A 13,803-nucleotide genomic window follows, 5' to 3' on the forward strand; every position below is an offset into this window, starting at 1 on the left:
CAGCATGTTAAGCGGCCCGATTCAGCCGTCATGAGCCAGCCGTGATGCAACAGCCACTCCCAAGCCAGAGCGCCGTCGGCAAAGTCCCCGCCCTCAAGGAACCCCAGCTGCTGGAGGGGCGCGATGGGGCGATCTGGCTGCTGTGGCTCGAGCAGCGGCCCCATGAACAGGGACGCACCACCGCCTTGATCCGCCGCTTCGGGGATGTGGAGGCAACCCCGACGGAAGTGACACCGCAGCCCATCAACCTGCGCAGCCGGGTGCACGACTACGGCGGCGGGGTCCTCGCGGCGGCAGAACAGAACAACGGCGTGCTGCTGGTCTGGATCGACGGCCAGGACGGTTGCCTGTGGAGCCAGAACTGGAGTCTGCCCGGAGCCGACAACGAAGCCCCAACCCCGCACGCGCCGCCGCGACGGCTGACGCAACCGGGCGAATGGCAGCTCGCCGATGGCGTGATCGACCTGCGGCGCAACCGATGGATCGGTGTCCGCGAGATCAACGGTGGCGACCAGCTCGTGGAGGTGACGCTTCAGGCGACCGATCAGGAGCCGGTGCTGCTGCATCAGCCCGCTGACTTCGCGGGCTATGCCTGCCTGAGTCCCGATGGTGGGCAGCTGGCGTGGGTGGAATGGCAGCAACCGGCCATGCCCTGGGACAGCAGCCAGCTCCTCTGCGCCTCCCTCGATGCCGCCGGAACCCTCGGCAGACCGCAAACCGTTGCCGGTGGGGCAGGGGTCTCGGTGTTCCAACCGCAATGGCTTCCCAGCGGAGCGTTGTTGGTGGCCGAGGACAGCAGCGGCTGGTGGAACCTGATGCTCCGTGATCCCGCGACAGAACCTTGGAGCCGCCCCTGGCCGATGCAGGCGGAAACCGCCATGCCGCAATGGATTTATGGCATGAGCACCACCGCCTGGACCGGGGAGCACCTGCTCGCAGCCGTCTGCAGGGACGGCCGCTGGCAGCTGAACCAACTCGGCCTCGATGGCGCCGTCGAGACGATCGACCAACCGTTTGATGATCTGGCCGGATTACGGGCCCGCAACGGCTGCGCTGTGGCCATCGCCAGCAACAGCATCACCGGCCAAGGCCTGCTGGAACTCGACCTTCGGCCGGGAGCCGCAACACCCTGGCGGCACACCCCGGCGGTGGCGTCCCCCCTGCCGATCGAGGCGATCAGTGTGGCTGAACCGCTGTGGTTTGAGGGCCATCAGCGGGTCCGAACCCATGCCTGGTATTACCCACCGGCGGGAGCGCCAACCGGGCCAGCTCCGCTGCTGGTGAAAAGCCACAGCGGCCCAACGGCCATGGCGCGCCGCGGCCTCAACCTGGCCATCCAGTACTGGACGAGCCGCGGCTGGGGGGTCGTGGATGTGAACTACGGGGGATCCACCGGTTTCGGGCGCGCGTACCGGGAACGGCTGAACGGCGGCTGGGGGGACGTGGACGTGCAGGACTGCGCCGCCGCCGCCCGGGCGCTGATCGCTGCAGGGAAAGCCCATCCCGAGCAGATCGCCATCGAAGGCGGCAGTGCCGGGGGCTTCACGACCCTGGCCTGCCTGTGCTTCACCGATGTCTTCCGGGTCGGCGCCTGCCGCTATGCCGTGTGTGATCTCACCGCAATGGCCGAAGACACCCACCGCTTCGAAGCCCGCTACCTCGATGGGCTCGTGGGGAGCTGGCCCAGCGAACGGGCTCTCTACAACGCGCGCTCACCCTTGCAGCATGCGGATCGGATCCGCTGTCCGGTGCTGTTCTTTCAGGGGATGGAGGACAAGGTCGTTCCACCGGAGCAGACCGAACGCATGGCCGCCGCCCTCCGGGCCAATGGCATTCCCGTGGAGGTTTGTCTGTTCGAGAACGAAGGGCATGGGTTCCGCAACCAAACCACCCAGATCCAGGTGCTGGAGGGCACCGAGACCTTCTTCCGCCACCAGCTGGCGCTTGACGGTTGATCTCAGCCCGACCAGAAATGTTCACCATGAACACCCGAAGGGCTTGACGGCCTGTTTCGGTAGCAAGAGATACCAAAATCTGTCGTGCGATCCCGTCTCGGGCGCCTGGGCATTGCCGCCCTTTGCGTTCCAGCCTTGCAATTGCTGCTCGGCGCACTGTCGCCGGCCCATGCCGCCGACGGCTCAGCCGCTGCCGACAACACCCTGATCCTGGTCAGCAGCGCCCTGGTGCTGCTGATGACCCCCGGATTGGCCTTCTTCTACGGCGGCTTTGTCCAGGGCCGCAATGTGCTCAACACGATGGGGATGAGCCTCGTGATGATGGGCATTGCCACGCTGGTCTGGGCCACGGTCGGCTTCAGCCTCGCCTTCGGGGATGGCGGGTCGATGAACGCGGTGATCGGCAACCCATTCAGCTACGCGCTGCTGGAGAACCTCTCCGAGACCTGGGAGGGGCTCACGATCCCAGGGCTGTCGTTTGCCCTCTTCCAGGGCATGTTCGCCATCATCACGCCGGCCTTGATCTCCGGCGCCCTCGTGGAGCGACTGAGCTTCCGTTTCTGGTGCCTGTTCACGCCGATCTGGCTGCTGGTGGTCTACGCACCGCTGGCCCACATGGTGTGGGGCGGGGGACTGCTCGGGAAAGACCTGGACTTCGCCGGCGGCACGGTGGTGCACATCAGTTCCGGCGTGACGGCCCTGATCCTGGCGGGCCTTGTCGGCTCACGTAAAGGCTGGCCTCAGTCGGGGCGCCCGCCCCATGACGTCACCCAGATCATCCTGGGCACCGGTCTGCTCTGGTTCGGCTGGTTCGGCTTCAACGGCGGCAGTCAGCTCAGCATCGGCGGCGCCGAACTGCCCTTCACCACCACCCATGTTTCTGCCGCTGCGGGCCTGGTGACCTGGGCCCTGGTCGAAACCTGGCGTGACAGCAAACCCACCGCCGTGGGCATGGCCACCGGCGCCGTCGCCGGACTGGTGGGCGTGACGCCGGCCGCCGGGTTTGTCACCCCCGGAGCCGGCATGGCGATCGGGACGATCACAGCAGTGCTCTGCTACATCTCCGTGCAGATCAAGGTGCACCTCCGCTTTGACGATTCCCTGGACACCTTCGCGGTCCATGGCGTGGGAGGCACCGTCGGGGCCCTGCTCACCGGCGTCTTCGCCAGCGCCGCGCTGATCGAGAGCCATCCGGCCGGTGCTGTGCTGGCTGAACAGGGACGCCTCGGCCTGATCCTCGGCCAACTCCAGGCCGTCCTGGTGGCCTACGGGCTTGCGGCCGCCGGCACGGTCGTCATCGCCCTGGCGCTGCGCCAGTGCGGGGTGCCCTTCCGGGTGGAGGAAGACGCCGAACGCCTGGGCGTGGACATTGAGGAACACGGCGAAGAGGCCTATGCCGAGCGCGCGGGCTCACCGGTGTTCGACTGATGACAACTCCGTGATCAATCCGGCCTTGGTCTTGCAGGACCAGGGCCGAGTTGGGACCTTGGTTGGGATCAGACCAGCCAGGAGAGTGCGGCCATGACCCGTTGGTGGAAAGAATTCAGAGAGTTCTTCTTCTCGAAAGGCAATGCCCTGTCACTGGCCATCGCCGTGGTGGTCGGCCAGCAGTTCACCAAGATCGTGGACAGCCTCTCCAGGGATCTGTTGATGCCGCTGCTGAATCCCTTCATCCCCCACGGCAGCTACAAAGACCTCGTCATCCCCTATTTCGGGGGGGCCATTGCGGTCGGCAAACTGCTCGACACCTTTGTCGAAGGACTGCTGGTGGCCTGGGCGTTGTTCCTCATCCTCCAAGCGCTGAAGCGGGTGGAACGGATCGGCAGCCACAACCTCCAGGACCCAGGCAGCCCTGAAAGTTGATCAGCTGTGGTCGCGAAGGAAGGAGACCGTGGAGGCCAGTTCATCGCTGAAGCGGTCAATTTCGTCAAACGTGCTCGTGAAACTGAGACTGGCCCGCGCTGAAGCCGTGAAACCGTAGTGGCGGTGCAGCGGCTGACAACAGTGGTGGCCACTGCGGATGCAGATGCCAGACGCATCCATCAGGGCAGCGATGTCATTGGCATGAATGCCGTCCACAACGAAGGTCGCCAGCGCCCCTCGCTCCGGCTGCTGTTCCGGGGTGGGGCCGAGCACACGCAGCCCTTCGATCGCCTGGAGGCGATCGAACAAATGACCGGTGAGTTGCGCCTCCCAGGCCTGGATGTCGGGCAGACCGACCGCTTGCAGGTAACGCAGGGCCGCTCCCATACCAACGGCTTCACCGATGGCCGGGGTTCCGGCTTCGAACTTGTGCGGCAGCACCGCCCAGGTGCTGTGGTCGAGGAAGACGTCCTGGATCATTTCGCCACCCCCAAGAAAGGGCGGCATCGCCTCGAGAAGCGTCTCTCGAGCCCAGAGAAATCCCATGCCGGTGGGACCGCAGAGCTTGTGCGATGACCCCACCAGAAAATCGAGGTCGAGAGCGACCACGTCAATCGGCTTGTGGGCCAGGCTCTGGCAGGCATCGGCCAGCACCAGAGCACCCACGGCGTGGGCTGCGGGGATGACCTCCTCGAGCGGATTGCAGCAGCCGAGCGTGTTGCTGATGTGCACCAGGCTGACCAGACGGGTGCGGGCGTTGAGCTTGGCCCGGAAATCATCGAGGTCGAGTTCACCGCTGTCGGTGACGCCGACGTGGCGCAGCACACAGCCGGTGCGCTGGGACAGCAGCTGCCACGGCACGAGGTTGCTGTGGTGCTCCATCACCGTGAGCAGCACTTCATCGCCGGCCTGGAGGTTGGCGTCACCCCAGGTGCGCGCCACGAGGTTGATCGCCTCGCTGGCGTTGCGGGTAAACACGATCTCGCGCGGGCTGGCCGCCGAGACGAACTCAGCGGTGATCGTGCGGGCGCCTTCGAAGGCATCCGTGGCCCGGGCGCTGAGCTGATGGGCTCCGCGGTGGACGTTGGCGTTGTCGGAGGCGTAGTAGCCCTGCAAGGCATCGAGCACCTGACGCGGCTTCTGACTTGTGGCCGCATGATCCAGATAGATCAGAGGCTCGCCCGAGGGCGCGAGCTGGGCCAAAATCGGAAAATCAGCACGATATCGACTCGCAATCGTGTCGATATCATCACGCAATCGTGCCGAAGTGGTCTCGGTTGCCGTCATGAGCGCAAACCCTTCATCACCCGCTGCAGCGGAGACCAGGCCTGTGCTGCGGAGGGAAGCTGATCCACAATCTCCTGGCAGGCCCCCTGGAGCAGCAGGGCGGCGGCATCGGCGGCGGCAATGCCCCGACTCTGCAGATAAAAAAGCTCGTCTTCCTGCAGTTGGGACACCGTTGCACCGTGGGCGCAACGCACATCGTCGGCAACGATCTCCAGCTCCGGTTTCGTATCCACCCGTGCCCGATCGGACAACAGCAGGTTGCGGCTCAACTGAGCCGCATTGGTGCGCTGGGCCTCGCGGGGCACCGTGATCGCACCATTGAAAATCGTGTGGGACCGATCGGCGGCCAAGCACTTCTGCAGCTGATCGAGCTCACCCTCAGGACCTCCGAAGCGAACAGCCGTATGGGTCGCCAGTTGCTGCTCTCCACTGGTGACCGCCAAGCCCTTCATCGTGGTTTGGGCCTGCCCATCCACCTGCACAACACGGGGCTCCACCCGCCCGAAGGCCCAGCCTTCGACGACGGAGGTCAAGGCGTACGCGCTGCGGGGCTCCTGTTCCACGGTCAGATGAGCGAGCAGCGACGCCGTCCCATCGGCCGACGCCAGCAGGCCATGACGCAACTGGGCTTCCTGGCCCAGATGCGCCTCAAGCACGTGGCTGTGCGCCGCATGGCCATCGGCCAAGACAACCTCGAGCAACTCGAGTTCAGCCTTCTCTTCCAGCAACAGCAAAACCCGGGTGGCGACCAAACCAGAGCCACCATTCACCACCAGTTCCAACGGCGGAACGGAACCACGGATCCGAAGCGCCAGGATCCGCGTGGCGGTGGCATGGTTGAACTCAACCGGCCAGTCACCCGCGCAACCGCAGCGGTCCAAGGTGTGGCCGAGAGCCTGTTGCAGATCGGTGGCCTGCACGGGGGTGACCCCCTCCGGCAAGGTCACGCCATCCAGGGGGTCATGGATGCCATCAAGCACAAGTCGCACAGCCGTCGCTTCCGGCATGGGCCGCTCGGCCGGTGTCTGGGCCAGCTCCATCTGGGCCACAGCCCCCAGACGCTTGAGATCACTCAAGCGCCAGGACTCCTGACGGCGGGTGGGCAGACCCAAACGTTCCAAAGCCGCACGACCGCGGGCCTGCACGGGCTCCAGCAGCCCATCCATCAAGGACACCGTCATGGTCAGGCCACTCCCTGAGCGGCCAGCTCACGGTCAACCCAGTCGTAGCCGGTTTGCTCCAGTTCAAGGGCGAGCTCACGTCCACCGGTGCGCAGGATCCGTCCGGCAGCCATCACGTGGACATAGTCCGGGGTGATCTCATCCAGCAGGCGCTGGTAATGGGTGATCAGCAGGGTGGCGTTGTCCGCGGTGGCCAGCTGATTGACCCCACCGGCCACGATCCGCAGGGCGTCGATGTCCAGGCCTGAATCGGTCTCGTCGAGGATCGCGACCACCGGATCCAGCAAGGCCATCTGCAGGATCTCGTTGCGCTTCTTCTCACCACCCGAAAAGCCTTCATTCACGCTGCGCTCCAGGAACGCAGGGTCCATCTGAACCACCTTCAGCTTCTCGTGAACGTGGTCTTCAAAATCGAAGGTATCGAGCTCCTCAAGCTCCTGCTTCTCGCGACGGGCATTGGTGGACACCCTCAGAAACTCCAGGTTGCTGACCCCGGGGATTTCAACGGGGTACTGGAAGCCCAGGAAGATCCCCAGCCGAGCCCGCTCCTCAGGCTCAAGCTCAAACAAGTCAGTGCCGCGATAGCGAACGGAACCACCGGTGACGCGGTAGGCGGGATGCCCAGCCAACACCTTGGAGAGGGTGCTTTTGCCGCTGCCATTGCGACCCATGACGGCATGGATCTCACCAGCACGCACCTGAAGGTTGACGCCTTTGAGGATCGGCTGATCGTCAACGGACGCATGCAGGTCGGTGATGTCGAGAAGAAGCTCGGCGTCGGGGCGAATCACGTGTGGGGAGAAAACGAAGGAGGAACAGCGAACGGAATGGGATCTATCCCACCGATCCCTCAAGCTTGAGAGCGAGCAGTTTGTCGGCTTCGGCGGCAAACTCCATCGGCAGCTGATTGAACACATCGCGGCAGAAGCCGCTGACCATCATCGACACCGCCTCTTCAAAGCCGATGCCTCGACTTTGCAGATAGAAGAGCTGGTCTTCGGAGATCCGGCAGGTGCTGGCTTCGTGCTCAATGGCGGCCTGCGGTTGCTGCGAACGAATGTATGGGTAGGTGTTGGCGGCCGCCTGATCCCCGATCAACATCGAATCGCACTGGCTGTAATTGCGGGCACCTTTGGCTGCGGGGCCCATCTGCACCAGGCCGCGATAGCTGTTGCTGGAGTGCCCAGCACTGATTCCTTTGCTGACGATCGTGGAGCGGGTGCGCGGGCCCACATGAACCATCTTCGTGCCGGTATCGGCCTGCTGACGGTTGTTGGTGAGGGCCACCGAATAGAACTCGCCAACGGAGTCAGCCCCCTGAAGCACACAGCTGGGGTACTTCCAGGTGATGGCCGAACCGGTCTCCACCTGGGTCCAGCTGATGCGACTGCGGGCGCCGCGGCAATGGCCGCGCTTGGTCACAAAGTTGTAGATCCCACCCACACCGTTCTCATCCCCGGCGTACCAGTTCTGGACGGTGGAGTATTTGATCGAGGCGTCATCGAGAGCCACCAGTTCGACCACAGCCGCATGCAGCTGATTGGTGTCGAACATCGGAGCCGTGCATCCCTCCAGATAACTCACCGATGCCCCCTCTTCCGCGACGATCAGAGTGCGTTCGAACTGACCGGTATCGCCCGAATTGATCCGGAAGTAGGTAGAGAGTTCCATCGGGCACTCGACGCCCTTGGGAATGAAGACAAAGGAGCCATCACTGAAGACCGCTGAATTGAGGGCGGCGAAATAGTTGTCATTACTGGGAACGATCGTGCCCAAGTAACGCTCGATCAACTCGGGGCATTCCTTGACCGCCTCAGTGAAGGAACAGAACACGACACCGTGCTCGGCCAGCTTCTCCTTGTAGGTGGTGGCGATCGAGACGCTGTCAAACACAGCATCCACGGCCACATTGCTCAACCGCTTCTGCTCACTGAGCGGAATCCCAAGCTTGTCGAATGTTTCGAGCAGTTTGGGATCCACCTCATCGAGGCTGGCTTTCTTGGCGTCCTGCTGCTTGGGAGCCGCGTAATAAATGATGTCTTGGTAATCGATCGGCGGATAGCCGAGGGAGGCCCAATCGGGCTCCTCCAAGGTCAACCAGTGGCGGAACGCCTTGAGCCTGAAATTGAGCAGGAATTCAGGCTCTTCTTTTTTCGCCGAGATCAGACGAACGACCTCTTCGCTGAGACCTTTGGCAATTTTCTCGGTCTCGATCTCGGTCACAAAGCCGTACTTGTACGGCTGGCTCACAAGATCCCGCGTGGAGGTGCTGGTCATGGGGCTCAGCTGGCCGTGGCGTGGATGGTTTCGGTGGTGATCGTCTGCGTTTGATTCGGGCAGGCGAAGGGGTTGTCTTCTGTCAGGAAGAGCATGCAGTGGCATTCCTTGCGTTCGCGCATCGGCACGCAGGGGCAGTTCCAGAACGCCTGGGACACCTCAGCCTCTTTGTCTTCGTAGTGGCGGCAAGGACAGAGGGCACCACCCAGTTCGTCTTTATGGCGAGCCAATCCCTTCAAGACCACCGCCGTAACGCTGGCTTCGGCACAGAAATAGGTCCCCGTGCGCTGGGCGTAGGTTTCCGCAAACTTGCGGATCACTTCAAGGCTTTCGGCTGTCGGCTCAGGAGCGGCGTCGGGCATGAGGACGGCGGTGAATTACGAAACCCCGCGGTTTCCTTTCCCGCACCCTAGGTCAAAAGGATGCGCAACAGCGGGATGTCCATTGTGCGGTCCGACTGGCGCGATTCGATGGCATCGTGTGGTGAGCGTGATTCGTTCATGAGCGCTTCGGCCCAGACCAGCACCCGAGACACCGTGCTCAATCTGCTTTTACAGCAGGGCGAAATGGAGGCTGGCGACCTGGCGGAGCAGCTGACCATTTCCGTGCAGGCGATGCGCCGTCATCTGCGCGCCCTGGAAAACGAGGGATTAATCGAATCAAGCTGCCCCTCCAAGGGACCAGGCCGCCCCAGTTACCGCTGGCGCCTCACCGGCCAGGGGCGGGACCGCTTCCCCGACGGCAGCGGCCGCTTTGCTTTGGGACTGCTCGACTCGATGCGAGCCTCACTCCCGGAGCAAACCGTCCGGGATCTGCTCAACCAACAGGCCGAAGACAAAGCCCAGCACTACCGCCGATTGCTTGGCGATGGTCCCTTGGCGGAACGGCTGGAACGCCTGGCGGACCTGCGACGGGACGAGGGCTACGTCACCCTCTGCAGCCCGGATGACGACGGCCAGAGCTGGCGTCTGCAGGAGGTGCATTGCTCGGTGCAGCGCATTGCCGAAGAGTTCCCAGCGATCTGCGACCAAGAACTCCTCCTGATTCGCCGAACCGTCCCTGATTGCGCCGTGGAACGGGTGCATTGGCGCCTGGAAGGTGGCCATGCCTGCGGCTTCCGCATCACGCCGGACGCCAGAGCATGAGCATCGACGCCGCGGTCATCGCCGAGATTGATGCCAGCCTGCTGCCGAGCCGTGAGCGCCATCATCTCCGGGTGTTGGCGCACTGTCTGGACAGCTTCCGCGCCATGGAGCACGACACCTCCGGCGCACTGCCTGATGCCGCCAGCCGACGGCGCTGGTGCGAGCAACAGCCGATCGTCGCCGAGGATCCAGCCTTCATGCGCAATCTGCTGGCCCAGCTGGAACAAGCCGCCCAACAGCTCGAAGCTGTGGCCGAGCCACTGGGCCGCCGGCCACTGGAGCTCAGCGTCGGCGATCTGATCGCTTCCGCGGCCGCCCAACTGCCATCATCTCCCCAGCCCGGCTGAGACGATGACCCTGGAAATCACCGACGCCCTCAGCTTCTTCCGCCTGAGTTGCGGCCGCTGGCGTTCGCAACGGAGCCAGCACCACCTCCTGCACCGCCGGGCTGAAGCCGGAGCTTCGTTCATCGTGGTGGAGGAGCTCCAGAAAGGTGACGCACGACTGGCCGAGATCGCTGAACGCAACGGCGAAGAGGTCAGCCGAATCATCGGTGGCTGCTGGGTGCGCTGGAGCGGCTCGATGGCCTGGGACCGGGCCGGCGAATCCCATGAAGACCAGACCATGTTTGGCCTGATCCCCACCGACGACGCCGGCCGCAGTGGCCTGCTGCTGCGGGACCGTGGCTACGCCGAAAAGGCACCGGTGGCCGGCCAGTTCCGAATGGACGACGAGAACGGTCTGATCCTGACCACGGACTACGAAATGATGAGCTCCCTGGAGCGCTTCTGGTTCGCGGGCCCGAATCTGCGCCTGCGCACCAGCACCGTCCAAGGCCTCTCCAACAACGCCTCCTTCTGCATGGAGACGCGTCAGCTCGATGAGCCGCAGGAAGCCGCAACGGCAACACGCCCCGCCAGCACTGGGTCGCCCTTCGGCTGGTAGGCATCAATACTCAGCCGACTATTACGGGATGTAATCGCTGTAACAGCCGTTTGAGAGAGCACGGGCAGTCACTTCTACGATCCGCAGCAGTGGATGCTGAAGCTCGCGTGGCCATTCCCCTTCTGGAGTACGCACCGACCACCCAGAACGCTCGGGTGGCGGCTCTACGGGTGAAGTCAGATGACACGCCCCGGGCGAACTCCATGGAGATCGCCATGGATCAGGACAACCTGACCACCGTGATCGAAAGCGGTTACCGCCAGATTTATTTCCACGCCTTCAAATCCGATCGCGACGTCAACCTGGAATCCCAGTTGCGCAGCGGTCAGATCACCGTCCGCGATTTCGTTCGTGGCCTGTGCTTGTCCGACACCTTCAAGCGCAGCTTCTACGGGATGAACAGCAACTACAAGGTGGTTCGCCACCTTGTCGAGAAGCTGCTGGGTCGCAAGAGCAATAAGTCGGAAGAGATTGCTTGGTCGATCGTGATCGCCACCAAGGGTGTCGAGGGCCTGGTGGATGTGCTGCTGGACAGCCAGGAATACCTGGATGCTTTCGGCTACGACACGGTTCCATCCCAACGCAACCGCGTGCTTCCTGGCCGGGAGCTGGGCGAGACCCCGTTCAACATCACCAGCCCCCGCTACGACGAGTACTACCGCGGCATCCTGGGCTTCCCTCAGGTGGTCTACTCCGGTGGCCCCAGCAAGAAGCTGCCTGCCCGCGCCAAAATTACCCGCGGCGGTTCCCCTTCCGATTACCTGCCTTGGGTTGCCGGCATCGCCAATGCCCGCGGCGCATCGCCGAGCACCAACGCCGAAATGGACTACCTCTCCAAGGTTCCGTACCGCAGCATCGGTCGCTGAGTCAAAACACTCACTCATCACAAAAAAAAGCAGGGACATGTCCCTGCTTTTTTTATGTCCAGCACTGCGATCCCGATCAATCCGACCCGGTGGAGGGTCAGGATCCACTGACCCTAACGATCGTCACGGTTCGAAAGGCATTTTTTGGGCTCACAATGATCCCAAACGAAACCTGGAGCTTGGACGTGTCCCAAACCCTCTCATCACTGGCACGTCTCACCCTCCGTCAACTGCGCACGATTGCCAGTGAGCTGGGCGTTCCGCTGTACAGCCGAAAGAGCAAGCAAGCGTTGGTGGGTGAGGTTGCTGAACGTCAAGAAAAGCGTGGCGGTGACCTGAAAGCCATCGAGCAAGAGCTGACGGCTCCGAGCATCGATTCCTCGGAAACACGGGTGGTGTTCCTCCCCCGCGATCCCCAATGGGCCTACGTGTTCTGGGAAATTGCCGACACCGATCGCAAGCGCGCCCAGAAGGAAGGCGCCAGCCGTCTTTGCCTCCGTCTGGCCGACGTGACCGGCATGCAGGACGGCAACGCCCATCCCCACACGCTGCAGGAAGTTCCTGTCGATAGCCACAGCACCGAGTGGTACCTGCCTGTACCGCTGTGCGACCGCGACTACCGGGTCGAACTGGGCTACCGGATCAACACCACCTGGATGTCGCTGGCCTTCTCCTCGGTCGCCCGTGTTCCGGCTCTGCACCCCAGCGAACAGATCCTGGATCAGTTCGTTCCCTTCAGCCTCGAATCAGCGCCCGAAGCACCCGCAGCGCCCGCACCTCAAAGCGTGTCCACCCACGTCGAAACCACCGACAGCGGACTGCACGAGCGGCTTTATCAGAGCGCCACGGTTCACTACCGTCGCCGTCGCGTCGGCTCCGAGGAATTCCAGGAAGCGATTGATTCCAGCTCAGGAGCGGATCAATTCGGCCTGAGTGATTCCGGCTCCGGCCTCTGGGCCAGCGGCCGCAACGAATCCGGCATCGGCGGAGTGGCCCCCCGTCAGCGCTCCTTCTGGCTGGTCGCTGATGCTGAGCTGATCGTCTACGGCGCCACCGATCCGTCGGCCCGCCTCACCATCGGCGGCGAAGAAGTGCCCCTCTCCACCGATGGCACCTTCCGCATCCAAGTGCCCTTCCGCGACGGTGAGCAGGTCTATGCCATCGAAGCCACCGCCGCTGACGGCGAGCAGAAGCGCAACATCACCCTCAACTTCGAGCGTGAAACCCCCGAAGACAACAGCAACCCGGCCCACGAAGCACGGGCTGAGTGGTTCTGATCCCTACCGGATTCCTCCAATGATGCGTTGGTTTGTCGCCATCACTCCCCTTGCGGGAGCGATGGCGTTTCCTTTGGTCGTTCCCCTGGTCATGACCCGCGTCGGCATCGGAGCCGGCGTTCTCGTCGCCCTTGTCCTGAGCTCGTTCTGGTTCATCGCGATGCTCAAGACGTCTGAAATGCCCCACTAAGACCAAATTCGGGGAACCCTCTCAAGACAGTGGATTCGGTGCTTTGAACCAGCGCTTGGGCTTGCTCTTGGCTGTTGCGTCCTGGATCTGCAGCGGATGCAGCCAACCGGGGCGTGTGATTGGTCCAGAAGCCAAGGCCCTGGAAGAGCAAACACCGATTGCCGTGCTGTTTAACCATCGCAGCGACGCCCGCTATCAAAGCCCGATCTCTGGGCAATGGCGCGATGGAGACAACCTCGAAGCACTGCTGATCACAGGGATTGAGGCTGCTGAACGGGAGATCTGGATCGCCGTTCAGGAGCTTTCACGTCCAACGATTGCAACGGCACTGGTTCGGGCCCAGCAAAGGGATGTTGATGTTCGCCTGATTCTGGAAAACAACTACAGCGAGCCCTGGAGCCTGCAACTCAGAAGCCACCTGCCGAAGCATCAACGGCAGCGCTGGGATCAACTCCAAGCCCTCGCGGATCAGGACAACGACGGAATCACAACACCGGAGGAGGCCTTTCACGGCGACGCCATCGCCATCCTCAACAGGCATCGGATTCCGTGGATCGATGACACCGCAGACGGCAGCCGCGGAAGTGGTTTGATGCACCACAAATTTGTGGTGATCGATCAGCAGGTGGTGATCACGGGCAGCGCCAACTTCACCGCCTCAGGCCTGCATGGGGATGCCAACGCACCGCGGACCCGCGGCAACGTGAACCATCTGCTGCGCCTGGAGAGCCGTGAGCTCGCCGCCGTGTTCCGAACGGAATTCCTGCAGATGTGGGGCGATGGACCCGGGGGTGAAGCCAATAGTCGCTTTGGGCTC

Annotated in this window: 15 protein-coding genes; 10 read left to right on the plus strand and 5 right to left on the minus strand. The window is 63.1% G+C overall.

Annotation, left to right across the window (positions count from 1 at the left end; genetic code table 11):
• Positions 1-44 precede the first annotated feature (44 nt).
• From ACGVKB_RS07720 to ACGVKB_RS07730, 3 genes are all read left to right on the plus strand, one after another.
• Entirely contained in the window at positions 45-1,955 is a 1,911-nt protein-coding gene (locus ACGVKB_RS07720) for a S9 family peptidase (protein ID WP_392350782.1), read from the plus strand.
• Positions 1,956-2,039: 84 nt separating this feature from the next.
• On the plus strand, positions 2,040-3,383 hold the full coding sequence (locus ACGVKB_RS07725; RefSeq protein WP_392350784.1) for an ammonium transporter: 1,344 nt from the start codon (positions 2,040-2,042) through the stop codon (positions 3,381-3,383).
• A gap of 93 nt (positions 3,384-3,476) precedes the next feature.
• The gene (locus tag ACGVKB_RS07730) at positions 3,477-3,818 is read left to right on the plus strand and encodes an MscL family protein (protein ID WP_392350786.1); all 342 of its coding nucleotides are present in this window, start codon (positions 3,477-3,479) and stop codon (positions 3,816-3,818) included.
• On the opposite strand, the gene ACGVKB_RS07735 is transcribed toward ACGVKB_RS07730, so the two are convergent.
• Genes ACGVKB_RS07735 through ACGVKB_RS07755 form a run of 5 tightly spaced genes read right to left on the minus strand, consistent with a single transcriptional unit; the run spans position 3,819 to position 8,925 of the window.
• Positions 3,819-5,105 carry a SufS family cysteine desulfurase gene (locus ACGVKB_RS07735; protein ID WP_392350788.1) on the minus strand — a complete coding sequence of 429 codons (1,287 nt, stop codon included), beginning with the start codon at positions 5,103-5,105 and terminating at the stop codon, positions 3,819-3,821.
• Entirely contained in the window at positions 5,102-6,286 is a 1,185-nt protein-coding gene (gene sufD / locus ACGVKB_RS07740) for a Fe-S cluster assembly protein SufD (protein WP_392350790.1), read from the minus strand. Before sufD ends, ACGVKB_RS07735 begins: the two co-directional genes overlap by 4 nt.
• A gap of 2 nt (positions 6,287-6,288) precedes the next feature.
• Positions 6,289-7,077 (minus strand): Fe-S cluster assembly ATPase SufC, encoded by a 789-nt coding sequence (gene sufC, locus ACGVKB_RS07745; protein ID WP_392350792.1) that lies wholly within the window; start codon positions 7,075-7,077, stop codon positions 6,289-6,291.
• A gap of 43 nt (positions 7,078-7,120) precedes the next feature.
• Positions 7,121-8,563 (minus strand): Fe-S cluster assembly protein SufB, encoded by a 1,443-nt coding sequence (sufB, locus tag ACGVKB_RS07750; RefSeq protein ID WP_392350794.1) that lies wholly within the window; start codon positions 8,561-8,563, stop codon positions 7,121-7,123.
• A 5-nt stretch (positions 8,564-8,568) separates the two neighbouring features.
• Positions 8,569-8,925: a ferredoxin-thioredoxin reductase catalytic domain-containing protein gene (locus tag ACGVKB_RS07755; RefSeq protein WP_392350796.1), complete on the minus strand. Its 357-nt coding sequence runs from the start codon at positions 8,923-8,925 to the stop codon at positions 8,569-8,571.
• 138 nt (positions 8,926-9,063) lie between these two features.
• On the opposite strand from ACGVKB_RS07755, the gene sufR reads away from it, so the two are divergent.
• From sufR to ACGVKB_RS07790, 7 genes are all read left to right on the plus strand, one after another.
• Positions 9,064-9,708: an iron-sulfur cluster biosynthesis transcriptional regulator SufR gene (gene sufR, locus ACGVKB_RS07760; RefSeq protein WP_392350798.1), complete on the plus strand. Its 645-nt coding sequence runs from the start codon at positions 9,064-9,066 to the stop codon at positions 9,706-9,708.
• Positions 9,705-10,055, plus strand: a complete 351-nt coding sequence (locus tag ACGVKB_RS07765) for a hypothetical protein (protein ID WP_392350800.1) — start codon at positions 9,705-9,707, stop codon at positions 10,053-10,055. The genes sufR and ACGVKB_RS07765 overlap by 4 nt, the downstream gene beginning before the upstream one ends.
• Positions 10,056-10,059: 4 nt before the next feature.
• Positions 10,060-10,653 (plus strand): phycobiliprotein lyase, encoded by a 594-nt coding sequence (locus tag ACGVKB_RS07770; protein WP_392350802.1) that lies wholly within the window; start codon positions 10,060-10,062, stop codon positions 10,651-10,653.
• 89 nt (positions 10,654-10,742) lie between these two features.
• Positions 10,743-11,519, plus strand: coding sequence for a phycobilisome rod-core linker polypeptide (locus ACGVKB_RS07775; protein WP_392350804.1), 777 nt, complete (start codon positions 10,743-10,745; stop codon positions 11,517-11,519).
• Positions 11,520-11,704: 185 nt separating this feature from the next.
• Entirely contained in the window at positions 11,705-12,796 is a 1,092-nt protein-coding gene (locus ACGVKB_RS07780) for a DUF4912 domain-containing protein (RefSeq protein ID WP_392350806.1), read from the plus strand.
• 22 nt (positions 12,797-12,818) lie between these two features.
• A complete protein-coding gene (locus ACGVKB_RS07785) occupies positions 12,819-12,986 on the plus strand; it encodes a hypothetical protein (protein ID WP_392350818.1) in 168 nt (55 codons plus the stop codon).
• Between the two features lie 43 nt (positions 12,987-13,029).
• On the plus strand, positions 13,030-13,803 hold a 774-nt coding region (locus tag ACGVKB_RS07790), incomplete at its 3' end, for a phospholipase D-like domain-containing protein (RefSeq protein WP_392350808.1).

The organism is Parasynechococcus sp., assembly GCF_042954325.1.
Taxonomy (GTDB): Bacteria; Cyanobacteriota; Cyanobacteriia; order PCC-6307; family Cyanobiaceae; genus Parasynechococcus.

Excerpts from the sequence above, each read along its gene's own strand:
- ACGVKB_RS07720 (WP_392350782.1), top strand. The coding sequence starts at position 45 with ATGCAACAGCCACTCCCAAGCCAGAGCGCCGTCGGCAAAGTCCCCGCC.
- ACGVKB_RS07730 (WP_392350786.1), top strand. The coding sequence starts at position 3,477 with ATGACCCGTTGGTGGAAAGAATTCAGAGAGTTCTTCTTCTCGAAAGGC.
- ACGVKB_RS07735 (WP_392350788.1), bottom strand. The coding sequence starts at position 5,105 with ATGACGGCAACCGAGACCACTTCGGCACGATTGCGTGATGATATCGAC.
- sufD (WP_392350790.1), bottom strand. The coding sequence starts at position 6,286 with ATGACGGTGTCCTTGATGGATGGGCTGCTGGAGCCCGTGCAGGCCCGC.
- sufB (WP_392350794.1), bottom strand. The coding sequence starts at position 8,563 with ATGACCAGCACCTCCACGCGGGATCTTGTGAGCCAGCCGTACAAGTAC.
- ACGVKB_RS07755 (WP_392350796.1), bottom strand. The coding sequence starts at position 8,925 with ATGCCCGACGCCGCTCCTGAGCCGACAGCCGAAAGCCTTGAAGTGATC.
- sufR (WP_392350798.1), top strand. The coding sequence starts at position 9,064 with ATGAGCGCTTCGGCCCAGACCAGCACCCGAGACACCGTGCTCAATCTG.
- ACGVKB_RS07765 (WP_392350800.1), top strand. The coding sequence starts at position 9,705 with ATGAGCATCGACGCCGCGGTCATCGCCGAGATTGATGCCAGCCTGCTG.
- ACGVKB_RS07770 (WP_392350802.1), top strand. The coding sequence starts at position 10,060 with ATGACCCTGGAAATCACCGACGCCCTCAGCTTCTTCCGCCTGAGTTGC.
- ACGVKB_RS07785 (WP_392350818.1), top strand. The coding sequence starts at position 12,819 with ATGCGTTGGTTTGTCGCCATCACTCCCCTTGCGGGAGCGATGGCGTTT.